Source organism: Brachybacterium sp. AOP42-C2-15 (assembly GCF_052377065.1).
GTDB lineage: Bacteria > Actinomycetota > Actinomycetes > Actinomycetales > Dermabacteraceae > Brachybacterium.
In genome coordinates, this window is record NZ_JBQSWK010000014.1 from 1 (window position 1) to 15933 (window position 15933).

13 protein-coding genes are annotated in these 15933 nt (G+C 68.1%); 9 read left to right on the top strand and 4 right to left on the bottom strand.

Going from position 1 to position 15933, the window contains the following annotated elements:
• Window positions 1-233 precede the first annotated feature (233 nt).
• The 7 genes from ACT3SQ_RS09410 (at window position 234) to ACT3SQ_RS09440 (ending at window position 9215) form a co-directional block, all read left to right on the top strand.
• A complete protein-coding gene (locus ACT3SQ_RS09410; RefSeq protein WP_444601074.1) occupies window positions 234-1466 on the top strand; it encodes a nitrate/nitrite transporter in 1233 nt (410 codons plus the stop codon).
• A gap of 71 nt (window positions 1467-1537) precedes the next feature.
• Window positions 1538-5293: a nitrate reductase subunit alpha gene (locus ACT3SQ_RS09415; RefSeq protein WP_441445985.1), complete on the top strand. Its 3756-nt coding sequence runs from the start codon at window positions 1538-1540 to the stop codon at window positions 5291-5293.
• 34 nt (window positions 5294-5327) lie between these two features.
• Window positions 5328-6962: a nitrate reductase subunit beta gene (gene narH / locus ACT3SQ_RS09420; protein WP_441445984.1), complete on the top strand. Its 1635-nt coding sequence runs from the start codon at window positions 5328-5330 to the stop codon at window positions 6960-6962.
• Window positions 6962-7783, top strand: a complete 822-nt coding sequence (gene narJ, locus ACT3SQ_RS09425; RefSeq protein WP_444601075.1) for a nitrate reductase molybdenum cofactor assembly chaperone — start codon at window positions 6962-6964, stop codon at window positions 7781-7783. The genes narH and narJ overlap by 1 nt, the downstream gene beginning before the upstream one ends.
• On the top strand, window positions 7780-8511 hold the full coding sequence (narI, locus tag ACT3SQ_RS09430; protein WP_441445982.1) for a respiratory nitrate reductase subunit gamma: 732 nt from the start codon (window positions 7780-7782) through the stop codon (window positions 8509-8511). The genes narJ and narI overlap by 4 nt, the downstream gene beginning before the upstream one ends.
• Window positions 8511-8783 (top strand): DUF6457 domain-containing protein, encoded by a 273-nt coding sequence (locus tag ACT3SQ_RS09435; protein WP_441445981.1) that lies wholly within the window; start codon window positions 8511-8513, stop codon window positions 8781-8783. The genes narI and ACT3SQ_RS09435 overlap by 1 nt, the downstream gene beginning before the upstream one ends.
• A gap of 141 nt (window positions 8784-8924) precedes the next feature.
• Entirely contained in the window at window positions 8925-9215 is a 291-nt protein-coding gene (locus ACT3SQ_RS09440) for a hypothetical protein (RefSeq protein WP_441445980.1), read from the top strand.
• Between the two features lie 143 nt (window positions 9216-9358).
• Here the strand turns inward: ACT3SQ_RS09440 and ACT3SQ_RS09445 are convergent, their stop codons facing one another.
• Window positions 9359-11920, bottom strand: coding sequence for a DEAD/DEAH box helicase (locus ACT3SQ_RS09445; RefSeq protein ID WP_444601076.1), 2562 nt, complete (start codon window positions 11918-11920; stop codon window positions 9359-9361).
• A gap of 73 nt (window positions 11921-11993) precedes the next feature.
• Window positions 11994-12947, bottom strand: coding sequence for a 3-methyladenine DNA glycosylase (locus tag ACT3SQ_RS09450; protein ID WP_441445978.1), 954 nt, complete (start codon window positions 12945-12947; stop codon window positions 11994-11996).
• Between the two features lie 174 nt (window positions 12948-13121).
• On the opposite strand from ACT3SQ_RS09450, the gene ACT3SQ_RS09455 reads away from it, so the two are divergent.
• The gene (locus ACT3SQ_RS09455; protein WP_441445977.1) at window positions 13122-13664 is read left to right on the top strand and encodes a DUF2199 domain-containing protein; all 543 of its coding nucleotides are present in this window, start codon (window positions 13122-13124) and stop codon (window positions 13662-13664) included.
• Here ACT3SQ_RS09455 and ACT3SQ_RS09460 read toward each other — a convergent pair.
• Window positions 13603-14229: a hypothetical protein gene (locus tag ACT3SQ_RS09460; protein WP_442332109.1), complete on the bottom strand. Its 627-nt coding sequence runs from the start codon at window positions 14227-14229 to the stop codon at window positions 13603-13605. The two genes, ACT3SQ_RS09455 and ACT3SQ_RS09460, sit on opposite strands and share 62 nt — an antisense overlap.
• 105 nt (window positions 14230-14334) lie before the next feature.
• Window positions 14335-14862 carry a PH domain-containing protein gene (locus ACT3SQ_RS09465; RefSeq protein WP_441445975.1) on the bottom strand — a complete coding sequence of 176 codons (528 nt, stop codon included), beginning with the start codon at window positions 14860-14862 and terminating at the stop codon, window positions 14335-14337.
• A gap of 123 nt (window positions 14863-14985) precedes the next feature.
• Between ACT3SQ_RS09465 and ACT3SQ_RS09470 the strand changes: the two genes are divergently transcribed.
• Window positions 14986-15927 carry a hypothetical protein gene (locus ACT3SQ_RS09470; protein ID WP_441445974.1) on the top strand — a complete coding sequence of 314 codons (942 nt, stop codon included), beginning with the start codon at window positions 14986-14988 and terminating at the stop codon, window positions 15925-15927.
• Window positions 15928-15933: the final 6 nt, after the last annotated feature.

The following is a 15933-nucleotide window of genomic DNA, read 5'->3' on the forward strand; positions in this document are numbered from 1 at the left end:
AATTACGTGATGCCAGCATTGCTGAATTCTATTCTCAAGAGTTCGACGAAGGACGCACGCCCATAACATCGGGAAAATGCAGATGATCCTCCGAATCACTGCTTTCCGGGACCGAAGTCCCCTAATGTGATCTTCAGGGTCGAGGACCCTGAACCGGTGCAGAGAAACCCCAGCAGCGAGTCCTCGGAAACTCCTCGACCCATGTATTCGCCCTCGAGCGTGGAGAATCGACGATGACCGCGTCCCCCAGTACCCCCACAGACCCCAGCACCACGGTGCCCCCCGGCGCCTGGCGCGCACTTGCCCTGGTCACGCTCGGTTTCGGCGTGAACTTCTGGGCCTGGGCGCTGCTGAGCCCCCTCGGCCCCGTCTACGTCGAGCGGGGCCTCGCCACCGACGCGTCCCTGATCGTCGCGCTGCCGGTGCTGGTCGGTTCCCTCGGCCGCATCGTGATGGGCGGGCTGACCGACAGGCACGGCGGCCATCTGATGTTCCCGGTGGTCTCGCTGATCACCGTCATTCCGGTGCTCTTCGTCGGGCTCATCGGGCAGTACACCTTCTCGACGTTGCTGCTCGGCGGATTCTTCCTCGGCATCGCCGGGACCACGTTCGCGATCGGCGTGCCCTATGTGAACTCCTGGTTCCCGCCCGCCAAGCGCGGCATGGCCACGGGCCTGTACGGCGTGGGCATGGGCGGCACCGCGATCAGCGCCTTCACCACCGTGCCGCTGGTGAACTCGGTCGGCAACGCCGCCCCGTTCGTGCTGACCGCGGTCGCCCTGGTGCTCTACGCGGTGATCGCCTGGCTGTTCATGCACAACGCACCCACCTGGGAACCCTCGCGCAAGAACATCGTCGCCCAGTCGGTCGCGGTCATGAAGCTCAAGGTGACCTGGCAGGCGTGCTACCTGTACGCCCTGTCCTTCGGCGGCTACGTCGCCTTCTCCGTCTTCCTGCCCACCATGCTGCAGAACTGGTACGGCCTCGAGGCGACCGACGCCTCCTTCCGGATGGCGGGCTTCGTGATCGTCGCCGTGATCATGCGCCCGCTCGGCGGCACCCTCTCGGACCGTCTGGGAGCGGCGAACACGCTGCTGGTCTCCTATATCGCGGTCGCGCTGGCCGCTCTCACCCTTGCCTTCCAGCCCGATCTGATGCCGATCGGCACCGTCGCCTTCATCGTGATGGCCGCCGGCCTCGGCGTCGGCTCCGGTGCGGTGTTCGCGCTGGTCGCGCAGACCAGCGATCCCTCGGTGGTCGGCTCCGTCACGGGCTTCGTCGGCGCCGCCGGCGGTCTGGGCGGCTTCGTGCCCCCGCTGGTGATGGCAGCCATCCATACCGACAGCGGCAGCTACTCACTGGGCATCGTCCTGCTGCTGCTGGCGACCGTCGGCGCCATCGTGGTGACGCTGTTCGTCGCCCGTGGCGCGCGCGCGACCGCCCGGGAGAAGATCTCCGTGTCCTGACCCTCGTCGCCCTTCACCCCACGTCGCCGCACCCCTCGTCGCCGCACCCCTCGTTCCCAGGAGGAGCACCCATGACCATCCAGGACCGTCAGGCACCGAAGAACCGTCCGGCCAAGGCCGCTTCGGTCGACTCCCCGCTGTTCGACGCCCTCATCGGCGCGCGCAAGATGTTCAGCCGCTCGGAGAAGATCAGCGAGGACAACCGTGAGACGCACAAGGTGGGCGGGCGCAGCGGCGACTCCTTCTACCGCGAACGCTGGAGTCACGACAAGGTGGTGCGCTCCACCCACGGCGTGAACTGCACCGGCTCCTGCTCATGGAAGGTCTACGTCAAGGACGGCGTGATCACCTGGGAGTCCCAGGAGACGGACTACCCCTCGGCCGGCCCCGACAAGCCCGAGTACGAGCCGCGCGGCTGCCCCCGCGGCGCCTCCTTCTCCTGGTACACCTATTCACCCACCCGTGTGCGCTACCCCTACGTGCGTTCCGAGCTGCTGCGCATGTATCGGGAGGAGAAGGCGAAGGCACCGGGCCACGACCCGGTCCTGGCCTGGAAGGCGATCGTCTCGGACCCGGAGAAGGCGATGCGCTACAAGCGCGCCCGTGGCAAGGGCGGGCTGGTGCGCGCCTCCTGGGACGAGGCCGTGGAGATGGTCTCCGCCGCCTACGTGCACACCATCAAGGAGTTTGGGCCCGACCGTGCGACCGGCTTCTCGCCGATCCCGGCGATGAGCCAGGTGTCCTTCTCCTCCGGTGCCCGCTTCCACCAGCTCATCGGCGCCTCGATGCTGTCCTTCTACGACTGGTACGCCGATCTGCCGCCGGCCTCCCCGCAGGTGTTCGGCGACCAGACCGACGTGCCGGAGTCCGGTGACTGGTGGGACGCCGCCTACCTCATCATGTGGGGCTCGAACGTTCCGCTGACCCGTACCCCGGACGCCCACTGGATGGTCGAGGCCCGGTACCGCGGCCAGAAGGTCATCTCGGTGGCCCCCGACTACGCCGAGTCCGTGAAGTTCGCCGACGAATGGCTCGCCCCGCATCCCGGCACCGATGCGGCGCTCGCGATGTCGATGGGGCACACCATCCTGCGCGAGTTCTATGTGGACAAGCAGGTCCCCTACTTCGAGTCGTACTCGAAGCAGTACACCGACCTGCCGTTCCTGGTGCAGCTCGAGACCCGCGAGGACGGTTCGGTGGTGCCGGGCAAGTTCCTGGTCGCGAGCGAGGCGGGGGAGCACCGCACCGCCGAGGCGACCACCGAGCATGCGGACTTCAAGCCGATGATGTTCGATACGGTCACCGGCGAGGTGGTGGTGCCCAACGGCACCCTCGGCCACCGCTACTCGGCTGACGGCGAAGGCCGGTGGAACCTCGAGCTGGGCGACCTCGATCCCGCCCTGTCCCTGCTGGGCCATCACGAGGGAATGGCCGAGGTGCTGCTGCCCCGCTTCGACACCGTCGGTCAGGGCGGCCGCGGCGACGTCCCCCGCGGCGTCCCGGTGCGCACCGTCGACGGCCGCACCGTCACCACCGTCTTCGATCTGCTGCTGGCCGAGTACGGCGTGGGCAGGGAAGGACTGCCCGGGCAGTGGGCGGCCGGCCTCGATGACGCCGAGTCGCTGTACACCCCGGCCTGGCAGGAGACCATCACCGGTGTGCCCGGGCAGGCGGCGGCCCGGATCGCTCGGGAGTTCGCCCAGAACGCGATCGACTCCGGCGGCCGCTCGATGATCATCATGGGCGCCGGCACCAACCACTGGTTCCACTCCGACACCATCTACCGCTCCTTCCTCACCCTGACCAACCTCTGCGGCACCCAGGGCGTCAACGGCGGCGGCTGGGCCCATTACGTCGGCCAGGAGAAGGTGCGTCCCCTCACCGGGTGGCTGCACCTCGCCAACGCCCTGGACTGGTCCCGCCCGCCGCGGCAGATGACTCAGACCACCTACTGGTACATGCACACCGACCAGTGGCGCTACGACCGCTTCGGAGCGGACACCCTCGCCGCGACCACAGGAGCAGGGAAGTTCGCGAACACCACCACGGCCGATGCCGTGGCGCTGTCCCAGCGGCTGGGCTGGCAACCGTTCTACCCGCAGTTCGACATCAGTTCCCTGGACGTCGCCGTTCGTGCTGCGGAAGCGGGCGAGGAGACGATCCCGTATCTGGTGGACCAGCTCAAGAGCGGCGGGATCAACTTCGCTGCCGAGGACCCCGACGCTCCGCAGAACCACCCCAAGATCTGGTCCGTCTGGCGGGCGAACACCCTGGGTTCCTCCGCCAAGGGCGACCAGTACTTCTTCCGGCACCTGCTGGGGGTGGACAGCGCCGCCACCGAGGAGGAGACCCCGGAGCACCTGCGCCCGCGCGATGTGAAGTGGAGGGACGAGGCGCCCATCGGCAAGATCGACCTGATGCTCACCCTCGACTTCCGGATGACGAGTCAGACCCTGCACTCCGATGTGGTGCTGCCAGCTGCGACCTGGTACGAGAAGCACGACCTCTCCACCACGGACATGCACCCCTTCATCCACTCCTTCAACCCCGCGATCTCCAACCCCTGGGAATCCCGCACCGACTGGGAGACCTGGGCGACGATCGCGGAGAAGTTCAGCGAGCTGGCCGAGACTCATCTGGGAACCCGCCAGGACGTCGTCGCCTTCCCGCTGCAGCACGACACCCCCGGGGAGCTGGCCACCCCGCACGGTCGGGTCAAGGACTGGAAGTTCGGTGAGTGCGAACCGATCCCGGGGCGCACGATGCCCACCCTGGTGGAGGTGGAGCGGGACTACACCCAGATCCACGCGAAGTACACCTCGATCGGGCCGCTGCTGGAGACGCTCGGGATGACCGCCAAGGGCGTGACCTTCGACGTGAAGCAGTACGTGAACGAGCTCGGGGAGCTCAACGGCCGTCACCGCACCGGCCCTGCCGCGGGCCGTCCCAAGCTCGAGACGGACCTGCAGGCCTGCGAGTTCATCCTGGGGCTGTCCGGAACCACCAACGGGCACATGGCCACTGCGGGATTCAAGACTCTCGAGAAGCGCACCGGCACGAAGCTCCACGACCTCGCCGCGGAGCATGAGGGCAAGCGGATCCACTTCGCGGACACCAAGGCCGCGCCGGTCCCGGTGATCACGAGCCCGGAGTGGTCTGGTTCGGAGACCGGGGGACGCCGCTACAGCCCCTTCACGATCAACGTCGAGCGCAAGAAGCCCTGGCACACCCTCACCGGTCGGCAGCACTACTACCTCGACCACGACTGGATGCTGGAGATGGGGGAGGCGCTGCCGGTGTTCCGGCCCCCGCTGGATATGACCGCCCTGTTCGGAGAGCGGCCGCTGGGCGACAAGGACGAGGCGGGGACCTCGATCTCCGTGCGGTATCTGACCCCGCACAACAAGTGGGCGATCCACTCCATGTACCAGGAGAACTTCTACATGATGAACCTCTCCCGTGGTGGTCAGAACATCTGGATGAGCGTCGAGGACGCCGAGGCCGTCGGGATCACGGACAACGACTGGGTCGAGGCCGTCAACCGCAACGGCGTGGTCGCCGCCCGCGCCGTGGTCAGCCACCGCATGCCCAAGGGCACCGCGTTCATGCATCATGGCCAGGAGCGCACTGTCAACGTGCCGCTGACCGAGCGGGACGGCAAGCGCGGTGGTGTCACGAACTCTCTGACCCGCATCATGCTCAAGCCCTCGCACCTGATCGGTGGGTACGGCCAGCTGTCCTATGCCTTCAACTACTACGGGCCGACGGGGAACCAGCGCGATGAGGTCACGATGATCCGCAAGCGCACCACCCCGGTCGAGTACTGAGCCCCCCTACAACGCAGAGCGAAGGAGAGCCGCGATGAGAGTCATGGCCCAGATGTCGATGGTGATGAACCTCGACAAGTGCATCGGCTGCCACACCTGCTCGGTGACCTGCAAGCAGGCATGGACCAACCGTTCCGGCACGGAGTACATGTGGTTCAACAACGTCGAGACTCGTCCCGGCCAGGGGTACCCCCGTGGCTACGAGGACCAGGAGAAGTGGAAGGGCGGCTGGGAGCTGGGGAAGAACGGGCGCCTGAAGCTCAAGGCCGGCGGCCGCATCACCAAGCTGATGCAGCTGTTCTCGAATCCGAAGCTGCCGAGCATCGAGGACTACTACGAGCCGTGGACCTACGAGTACGACAACCTGCTCAACGCCCCCGCGAACTCGCCGAACATCCCCACCGCGCCCCCGAAATCGCTGATCACCGGTGAACGGCTGGATATCCAGTGGTCCGGCAACTGGGACGATGACCTGGGCGGGACCTACCTGCACAAGGACAAGGACCCGATGCTCAAGGGCATCGAGGACAAGGTCCAGTTCGAGTTCGACCAGACCTTCATGTTCTACCTGCCGCGCATCTGCGAGCACTGCCTGAACCCCACCTGCGTGGCCTCCTGCCCTTCCGGCGCCATCTACAAGCGCGAGGAGGACGGCATCGTCCTGGTCGATCAGGATGACTGCCGAGGCTGGCGCATGTGCATCACCGGTTGCCCGTACAAGAAGATCTACTTCAACCACCAGACCGGCAAGGCCGAGAAGTGCACCTTCTGCTACCCCCGCATCGAGCAGGGGGAGCCCACGGTCTGCGCCGAGACCTGCGTGGGCCGGCTGCGGTACATCGGGCTGGTGCTCTACGACGCGGACCGGGTCACCCAGGCCGCGTCGATCACGGACGAGCAGGAGCTCTACCGGGCCCAGATGGACATCATCCTGGACCCGCACGACCCCGAGGTCATCCGGGGGGCTGAGGCCGCCGGGATCCATCACGACTGGATCCTCGCCGCCCAGAAGTCGCCGACCTACAAGCTGATCAAGGACTACGAGGTCGCGCTCCCGCTGCACCCCGAGTACCGCACGATGCCGATGGTCTGGTACATCCCGCCGCTGTCGCCGGTCGTGGACGTGGTCAGGGACACCGGTTACGACGCCGAGGACGCGGAGAACCTGTTCGCCGCGATCGATGCGCTGCGGATCCCGGTGGAGTACCTCGCGAACCTGTTCACCGCGGGGGACGTCCCCACGGTGGAGCGGGTGCTGTACCGCATGGCCGCGATGCGCTCGTACATGCGCGACATCAACCTCGGCAAGGAGCCACGGGAGGGGATCGCGAATGCCGTCGGCATGGACGGCGAGACGATGCAGGACATGTACCGTCTGCTCGCGATCGCGAAGTACGAGGACCGGTACGTGATCCCCGTCGGCCACGCCGAATCGGCCCACGACCTCGAAGGCACCGGCACGGACTGCTCGCTGAACGTGCCCGGCGGTCCCGGCATGGGCATGTCCCTGCCCGAGGAGTCGATGGGGATGTCCGGCCCCGGGTTCTCGAGCAAGCGTCGGGAGAACGCCGTCGATCGCCCCGAGGGTGTGCGGATCAACCTGTTGAACTGGGACGGCAACGGACGGCCCGACGGCCTGTTCCCGGCCCCTGCCACCGGGAGCGCCTGATGGGCGCCCTGGCACGGCTGCTGAGCCGACGCAGCGATCCTGGCGCAGGAGCCGTCGCGACCCTGCCCCCACGGGGGCGGACGCCGAAGGACCTGCTGCATGCCTCCGGGATGACCACCGAGCAGCTGCGCATCACCTGGATCGCGGTCTCGTGGTTGCTGACCTACCCGGACCGGGACACCATCGCGCGCTATCCCGCGGTGCGCGAGCTGGCGTCCGGGCTCCCGGAGCCGACCCGCTCGGCGCTGCTGCGCACCGTGGACATCCTCGACGAGCGTGACGAGATCTCGGTGCAGGAGGAGTACGTCGACACCTTCGACACGCGCCGACGCGGCTGCCTGCACCTGACCTATTTCAGCCACGGCGACACCCGCCGCCGCGGCATGGCGCTGCTGCGCATCAAGCAGGATTTCCGCACCGCGGGCCTCGAGATCGGCAGCGAGGAGCTGCCGGACCACCTGCCGGTGGTGCTCGAGTTCGGTGCAGCTCATGACGCCGAACGGGGTGCGAAGATCCTGCGCTCCAACCGGCCCGGCGTGGAGCTGCTGCGCCTGCACCTGGCCGATATCTCCTCTCCCTGGCACGGTGCGCTGCTGGCGCTGTGCTCGACCCTGCCTCCGCTGGACGCCGATGACCGCTCCGCGGTCATGCAGCTCGCGCAGGAGGGTCCTGAGGAAGAGACCGTGGGGCTGGACGGCTACGGTCTCGACGGCGATGCCGGAGATCTCGCCGGGAGGACCTTCGCCGCCAGCTCCTGCAGCTCCGATGCCAAGGCCCCTGGACCTGTCCCCGTGGACCTGTTGAGAGGACGACCCTCATGAACGACCCGACGACGCTCCAGCTGCTGCTGTGGGTGGTGTTCCCCTACATGGTGCTCGCCGTGTTCGTGCTCGGGCACGTCTGGCGGTTCCGCCAGGACCGTTTCGGCTGGACCACCCGGTCCAGCCAGATCTATGAGTCCAAGCTGCTCTCGATCGGCTCGCCGATGTTCCACTACGGGATCATCGGGATCTTCTTCGGGCATGTCGTGGGTCTGGGCATCCCGAAGTCCTGGACCCAGTTCGTCGGGATCTCCGATCACATGTACCACCTGATGGCCATCATCATCGGTCTGGCCGCGGCAGTGGCATGCGTGGGCGGGCTGCTGATCCTGCTCTACCGCCGGCGCACGAACCGTCGCGTCTTCGGCGCGACCACCGCCGGGGACAAGCTCATGTACCTGCTGCTGGCGATGACCATCCTCTGCGGGGTGCTGGCGACCGTGGTGCACACTGCGGTGGGCACCTACGACTACCGGGAGGGCGTCTCGATCTGGTTCCGCCAGTTCTGGACCCTGCAGCCTTCTACGGAGCTGATGAGCCAGGCGCCGATCTTCTTCCAGCTGCACGTGCTCAGCGCTCTCTCGCTGTTCGCTATCTGGCCCTTCACCCGCCTGGTGCACGTCTTCGCCGCTCCGTTGGGCTACCTGACCCGGCCGTACATCGTCTACCGCAGCAAGGACCCCCGTAAGGAAGCCGAGCGGCGCGGCTGGGAGAAGGTGAAGTTCTGATGGCGGCGAAGCCTCCGGTGACACGGCAGGATGACTGGGAGAGCACCCTGCTGCCCTGGTTGGACCGAGTGGCGGAGCGGCTCGAGGTCTCCGGCGTGGATCTGGACGTGGATCGTGTCCATCTCATGACGGGCGTGGTCGCCGAGGGCGTCCAGCGCTCGATGGCCCCGATCTCCGCTTTCCTCGTCGGCGCGGCAGTGGCGCGCGGGGCGAGCCTCGAGGAGGCGTGCGCCGCGGTCGAGGCCGTGACCCTCGAGCGGGCCCCCGTCTGACCTCACCGAAGGTGATCGACCCCGTCCCGTCTCTCCCCGTCTCGTGCCGAGGCGAAGCGCTTGTGATCGCTCTCACAACAGGTATCCTGGGGCGAGCGGGCTTCCTCCTGAGCCGCTGATGCTTACCTCGAGAGGATGAACATGGTGAGTGCACAGAAGGACGGAATGCTGCGGCCGCGCCGCCGATGGGCGCGTACCGCCACGCTGGCCGGAGGCGTCGCTCTCGGGCTCGCGCTCGGCGTCGCGGGGGCCGGTGCCGCATCTGCGGTCGAGGTGAACCCGTGGAAGGTGACCAAGCCTGCGGTCGAAGTGAACCCGTGGGTCGAGGTGAATCCTTGGAAGGCCAAGACGCCTGCCGTCGAAGTGAATCCCTGGGTCGAGGTGAACCCCTGGGTTGAGGTCAACCCGTGGGGGCAGGCGACCCCTCAGTAGCAACGGATCGCGCCAGTGGCGCGATCGAAGGGAGCAAGGCCGTCGTCCCTGTGGACGGCGGCCTTCTCTGCGCCCGGACCCCGATTCCGGCCAGCGATTCCGGCCCGCGCCTCCGGGCCCCGGCTCCGTGCTGGCGCCGATGTTCAGGGACGGGTCGAGGCATCTCCGACGTGCGTGATCGCGAGCACCGGCTCGCCCGCCTCGTCGGTCGCTTCGAGGTCGAGCTCCGCCTCGATCGCCCAGTCGTGGTTCCGATCGGGATCCGCGAGCACCTGCCGGATCCGCCAGAGCTTCGACTCCTCCGTGATCTGCAGCAGCTGCGGCGAGCGCGCGGGACCGTCGATGCCGACGTCGTCGTAGGTGTCGTAGTACTCGTCCATCGTCGCCGCCCAGCGCGACCGGTCCCAGCCGGATCCGCCGTCGAGCTCCGCCAGGCGCGCCTCGCGCTCGAAGGCGAAATGCTCGACGCGCTGCCACATGGCGGCGCGCACCATCGTGCGCAGCACTTTAGTCTGCGCGGAGAGCCCACGCGGGGTGGTGGGTCGGATCTCCGAGGCGCCGTCGGGGTCGGCATCCTCCGGGTGGGTGAGCGCCTCCCATTCATCCAGCAGCGATGAATCGATGCCGCGCACCAGCACGCCGAGCCATTCGATCAGGTCCTCGAGATCCTCGGTGCGCAGGTCCTGCGGAATGGTGCGGCGCATCGCCTGGTAGGCGTCGGAGAGATAGCGCAGCACGATGCCCTCGGAGCGCTGCAGCCCATAGCGCTGCACGAACTCGCTGAAGGTCTGCCCGGTCTCGTAGATCTCGCGGACCACGGATTTGGGGGACAGCTCGTCGGAGCGCACCCATGGGCGGGAGCGCGCATAGATCTCGAGCGCCGCCTCGAGGTCCTCCTCGAGCGGCTTCGGCCAGGTGACCTGATCGAGCCGGGCCATCCGCTCGGTGTACTCGACGCCATCGGCCTTGAGCTCTCCGAGCAGCTCGCCCTTCGCGGAGTTCTGCTGCGCGAGCAGGATCTGACGCGGGTCCTCGAGGACGGCCTCGATGATCGAGACGGTGTCCAGGGTGAGGGACTCGGACTCCTCGTCGAGAGAGTCGATCATCGCGATGGCGAAGGGCGCCAGCGGCTGGTTCATGGTGAAGTCCAGCTGCAGGTCCTCCACCAGGGCGAAGCGTCGGCCGAGATGGTCGGGTGCGTCGAGCACCTCGATGATCTCGGCGTCCTTGAGCCCGCGGAAGATCTCCACACCGTCTTTGACCAGTTTCAGCTTCTGCCCGGTGGTCTGATGGCTGGTCATGATCAGGTGCCGGCCCGCGGAGATCGCATCGCCCGGCCGGGAGATCAGCGCGAGCACCATGCCCGCGGTGATCTTCAGATGCGGCCGCAGCGGCTCCGGGGCGTTCTCGACCAGCTTGGTCATGGTCGCCTCGGACCAGGAGATCGCACCCTCGGGGATCCGCGGCTTGGGCTCCTTCTTGCGCTTCTTGGCATTGTTGGAGACCTTGCCCGCCTCCTCGCGGGCACGATGCTTGGCCCGCTCCTTCTCGAACTCGATCGTCCAGACCGGTGCCTGCACCACCACGTGGCCGATCGTGTCGTAGCCGGCGCGGCCGGCACGGCCCGCGATCTGGTGGAACTCACGCGCGTTCAGCAGCCGCATGCGCTTGCCGTCGAACTTCGCCAGGCCCGTCAGCAGCACGGTGCGGATCGGCACGTTGATGCCGACCCCGAGGGTGTCGGTGCCGCAGATGATCTTCAGCAGCCCGGACTGGGCGAGCTTCTCCACCAGTCGCCGGTACTTCGGCAGCATCCCTGCGTGGTGCACGCCGATGCCCTCGCGCACGAGCCTGGACAGGATCTGCCCGAAGCCCTTCGAGAAGCGGAAGTCCCCGATGATCTCGCGGATCTGGACCTTCTCCTCCGCGGAGAGGATCTTCTGGCCCTGGAGCGCCTGCGCCTGTTCGAGGGCATCCTTCTGGGTGAAGTGGACGATGTAGACGGGGGCATCACGGTCGGTGAGGATCGTGGTGATCGTCTCCGGCAGCGGCTCGAGCGACCACCGGAAGTCCAGTGGCACCGGGCGCGGGGCATCATCGATGACGGTCACGTCCCGCTCGGTCCGCTCGCTGAGGTCCTCGACGAAGCGCGTCACGTCCCCGAGGGTCGCGCTCATGAGCACGAACTGGCAGTCGGGCAGCTCGACCAGGGGCACCTGCCAGGCCCATCCGCGCTGGGAGTCGCCGTAGTAGTGGAACTCGTCCATCACCGCCAGGCCCACGTCGCTGCCGGGCCCTTCACTCAGTGCGTGGTTGGCGAAGATCTCCGCGGTGCACACGATGATCGGTGCGTCGTGGTTGACGGCCGAGTCGCCGGTCATCATGCCCACGTTCTCCGCACCGAACTGTGCGACCAGGTCGAAGAACTTCTCGCTCACCAGTGCCTTGATCGGGGCGGTGTAGTACGACTTCTCCCCTCGGGCCATGGCGGCGAAGATCGCGGCGTACGCGATCGTGGTCTTGCCGGAGCCGGTCGGCGTCGCGGCGATGACATGATCACCGGCGGCGATCGCCAGCAGCGACTCCTCCTGATGCGGGTACAGGGTGCGGCCCACGGACTCCTGGGCCGCGATGAACCCGTCGACGATCGCGTCCTGTCCGGCGTCGGCGGAGCTGTCGGGCAGGAACGGCATCAGGAGGGGCATGGTCCCAGTCTGCCAGGGCGCTCGGACACCGCCGAACTCTCCGCGGAGATAGCGGTCCGTCGCGCGGTGCCTCTCAGACCGCAATGGCCTCGGCCAGCGGGAAGACCACGGCCAGCAACCGCTCTCGCAGGGAATCGGCCCGTGCGGCCAGCGCACGCTGTCGCCGCACGTACTCGCCCTTCCCTGCGGGCGTCTCGATCGCGACCACCCCATAGCCCAGCGGACGCACGTCGTACGGGCTCGCCTCCATGTCCAGCACCCGGGTCTCGCGCGCGTGCTCGAAGCAGTCCAGCACGAGAGCCGACGGCACCAGCGGGGTGAGCTTCATCGCCCACTTGTAGAGGTCCATGCCGACATGGAGACAGGCCGGGTTGTCGTTCTGGACCTGGGAGGCGCGAGTGGGCTCCAGGGAGTTGCGCGGCGCTGCCGACGGGGTGAAGAAGCGGAAGGCATCGATATGGGAGCACACCAGGTTCTCCCGCTCGACGACCGCGTCGGTCTCCGCCGGAGAGAGCCGCAGCGGAAGATTCTCATGACGCTGCTCGCCCTCGGGCACGCGGTGCACCATCGCCCACTCGTGCAGGCCGAAGCAGCCGAACTCCGGCCGCCGCCGCGTGAGCGAGGACGCCGAGAGCAGCCGCGTCATGAAGCCGAGTGCGTCACCGCGCTCGGCGAGGTATCGCGTGGCATCGGCGCGGCGCATTGGAACCTGCCCGGGGCCGTCGACGTACCAGGAGCGGCGTCCTGCCTCGTCCACGTCTGCGATCGCGGGCTCGCCGTCGGCCCCGAGGTCCGCTGCCGCGTCGTAGGCGACCTCCCATCCCGGGTGCCAGCGCCTCAGCCTGGCGGGGGAGAACGGGTAGTAGGTGAACAGGAAGTCCTCGACCGCGTGCTTCTCGCCGCGGAGGCGCCGTGCGCGATGGGCTGCGGTCAGCGCGTCGGCCCGGTCCTCGTGCGCGCGGCGGGCCGCCGCGGCGTCCTCGGCCGACAGCGTGTGCGCCGGGGCGGCGAGGGGCGGGAAGTTCACGGGGCCTCCGGGAGCGGGTGGGTCGATGACCGATCCATCCTACGAGCACCCCACGGTTCCTCCCCAGCGGACCCCCGTCCACAGCGAGGCGATCGCCATGGCCTCGAGGCATCGAGGATTCCTACGGTGGTGCCCATCCCGCGGCAGGGCGTCGCAGGAGAAGGAGCGTCCGAGATGCCAGGTATCGACTATGACTGCGCCGGCTGCGGTCACCGCCACGAGGGGGCCGACGGCACTGTGGCGAACCCCTGGCCGCTGATTGAGTTCACGCGCCCGGAGGCATACCTGCGCCTGAGCCCCCGGGAGCAGCTGATGCGCGCCCGGTCCACCGATGAGCTGTGCCTGATCGAGAACGGCGGCTCGATCGACTGCTACCTCACGGGATATCTGTCCCTCCCGGTCCGCGGGGAGGCGGCGATGCTGGTCTTCATGCCGTGGATCCAGGTGAGCGAGAACGACTATCTCGACGTCGTCGAGCACTGGGAGCAACCGCAATTCCGCGGGAGCTACCTGGGCACGCTCGCCAGCGAGCTGCCGGGGTGCGAGGAATCGCTGTCCGTTCCTGTCCGGGTGATCGTCCCCGGCCGGATGCCGCCCCTGATCGTGCCGGAGGAGTTCTCCGGGCACTCTCTGGTGCGGGAGGAACAGGAGGGCATCAGCCGGCAGGAGGCCGAGCTGCGAATCCGTTCGATGCTGCTGGAGGACCCGGAGGCCTGAGCCGCGGCTCGGCGAACTCGCCACGCCGATACCGGGCGAGCCCGTCGAGCGCCGCGCGCAACGGCGCCGGGGCACCGTTGTCGGGGCTCAGATGGGACGGGGCCGGAGGATGCGCGTAGCCGGCGGAGGCGTTGGTGAGGGAAGCGGTCAGGCGAGCGCCGTCCTCGAGCACCACCGCGACCGCGCCTCGCATCAACATCCCGCGAGAGGGCTCGATCGCCGCCACCTGCGCCCAGGGCACGAACCGTGCCCTGCGGTAGGGAGGGGCGAAGGTGAGGCCCTGCGTGGTCACGGCGAACACCATCGAGGACTGCAGCACCGCGTTGACCACAATCAGCGCCAGCAGCAGCACGATCAGGAACCCGAACACCACCAGGATCACCACCGCTGCGGCGGTCGAGAGCTTCGCAGCAATCTGCCAGGCGATGAAGATTGCGAGGGCGAGGACCACCAGTGCGAGCACCGCCAGCACGCCCAGGAGCACGAGCATCAGCCAGCGGTATCCCCGGGTCGGCGCGACATACAGCGGCGTGCCGTCATCTGCTGGGCGGGGTGGACTGATCATCCTGGTGGCCTCCGGCTCGGGCGGTGCCGCTCGGCACCAATCCGCAGGATACCGGCCGCGCCGCAGGCTGCGGCTGCTGCCGCGCCTCGACGACGGAGAGCACTCTCACCGCCCGAACTCCCCGGCCAGGTAGCGGCGGTGCGCGTCGATCGCGGCGAGGGTGCAGCGGGTGGGTGCGGTTCCGTCGGCGCCGTGGGAGAGCGGGGTCTCTCCGCGCCACAGGGCGAAGTTCATCGAGGTGGCGAAGGGCCGCACCGTCGAGCCGTCGGCGAGGACGAGCTCGGTGGCCCGCGGCGAGAAGACCGTCGGCGGTCCCACGCGCACCAGTCGGATGCTCGACCAGGGGAGGTGGCGGGTACGGAGATACGAGGCGACATCGATCCCCGCCGTCGTCACGGTGAAGCGCTGGCGTGCGGAGACCACCAGCAGGCAGCCGAGAAGCAGGACGAGGACGCCCGCGACCAGTCCGAGCACGATGCCGGAGGCGGAGTCGGCGACCACGCCCAGCACGGCGAGCAGGATGGCCAGGGGCAGCAGCACCACCACGGAGAGAGCGGTGGCGACGACGAGTGCCCAGGGACGGGTGGGGGCGCGGAAGAGGATGACCGGGCTGCCGGAATGAGTCGATGGCACGTCCCCATGATGCCGCACCGCTCCGGGAGAGCGCGGTGATGGGGAGTGCTCCCCATCGCGCGGACGCAGGCCGCTGTCTACTCTTCGAGCAGAGACGACGACGCGAGGACGAGGTGGGGACCGATGACATTCCTGGGGGCTGACACCGAGGCGCTGCGCGCACAGGCCGAGCTGACCGACACCCGCGCGCGCCAGCTCGATGGGCTCTCCCTGCGACTCGGCATCGCGGTGCGCACGGCGACCTGGATCGGGCCGGACGCCGAGCGCTTCCGCGAGGACTTCGAGTCCCGGGTGCTCGAACGCATCGAGGAGGCGCTCGAGGATCTGCGGCGCCGCCTCGAGGGGCTCCGGCGCGAGGCGGAGGAGCAGGACGCGGCGAGCGACGGGGACGGCGGCGGCTCGCTCTGGGACACCATCACCCAGTGGCTCGAGGACTACGAGCCGCTCCAGAGCGATGGCTTCTGGGGCGATCTCCTCGGCGAGGACGGTCTGCTGGGGCTCGACATCTTCGCCGGGGTCACCTCGGCCATCGACGTCGTCGGAATGTTCGACGTCGGCACCTGGGGGGACGTCCTCAACATCGTCGGCGATGCATCCACGATGGGCATCGCGGTCTATGACGGGTTGCAGGCCTTCCAGGACGGGGACCTGTTCGGTGTGCTCGATGCGGCCATCACCTACAACATCAACGGCCTGGACCTGGCGTTCACGACGGTCGGCATGATCCCCCACCCCGTGACGAAGCTCATCGGTGGCATCGGAGGCATCGCGACCGGTGCCCTGGACATCGCGTGGAACGGCCTGACGGTCGCGACCGCGCACAACCCGGATTCGGTCGGCGGGGGGTCGCCCTCGCGTGCGCTGCTGGAGGCGCCCGGGGACGTGGTCGAGATGCTCACGGGATGGAGCGGGCTGCGCGAGGGGACGGACACCGTGCTCGACGGTGCCCAGGACCTCTTCCAGGACAGCAGCGAGGGGATCCGGGACGCTGTCCCGATCCTCGACCCGATCATCGACGGTCCCCAGCGCATCGTCGAGGGCGTCGGCGACCTGGTCTTCGGCTGAACCCGG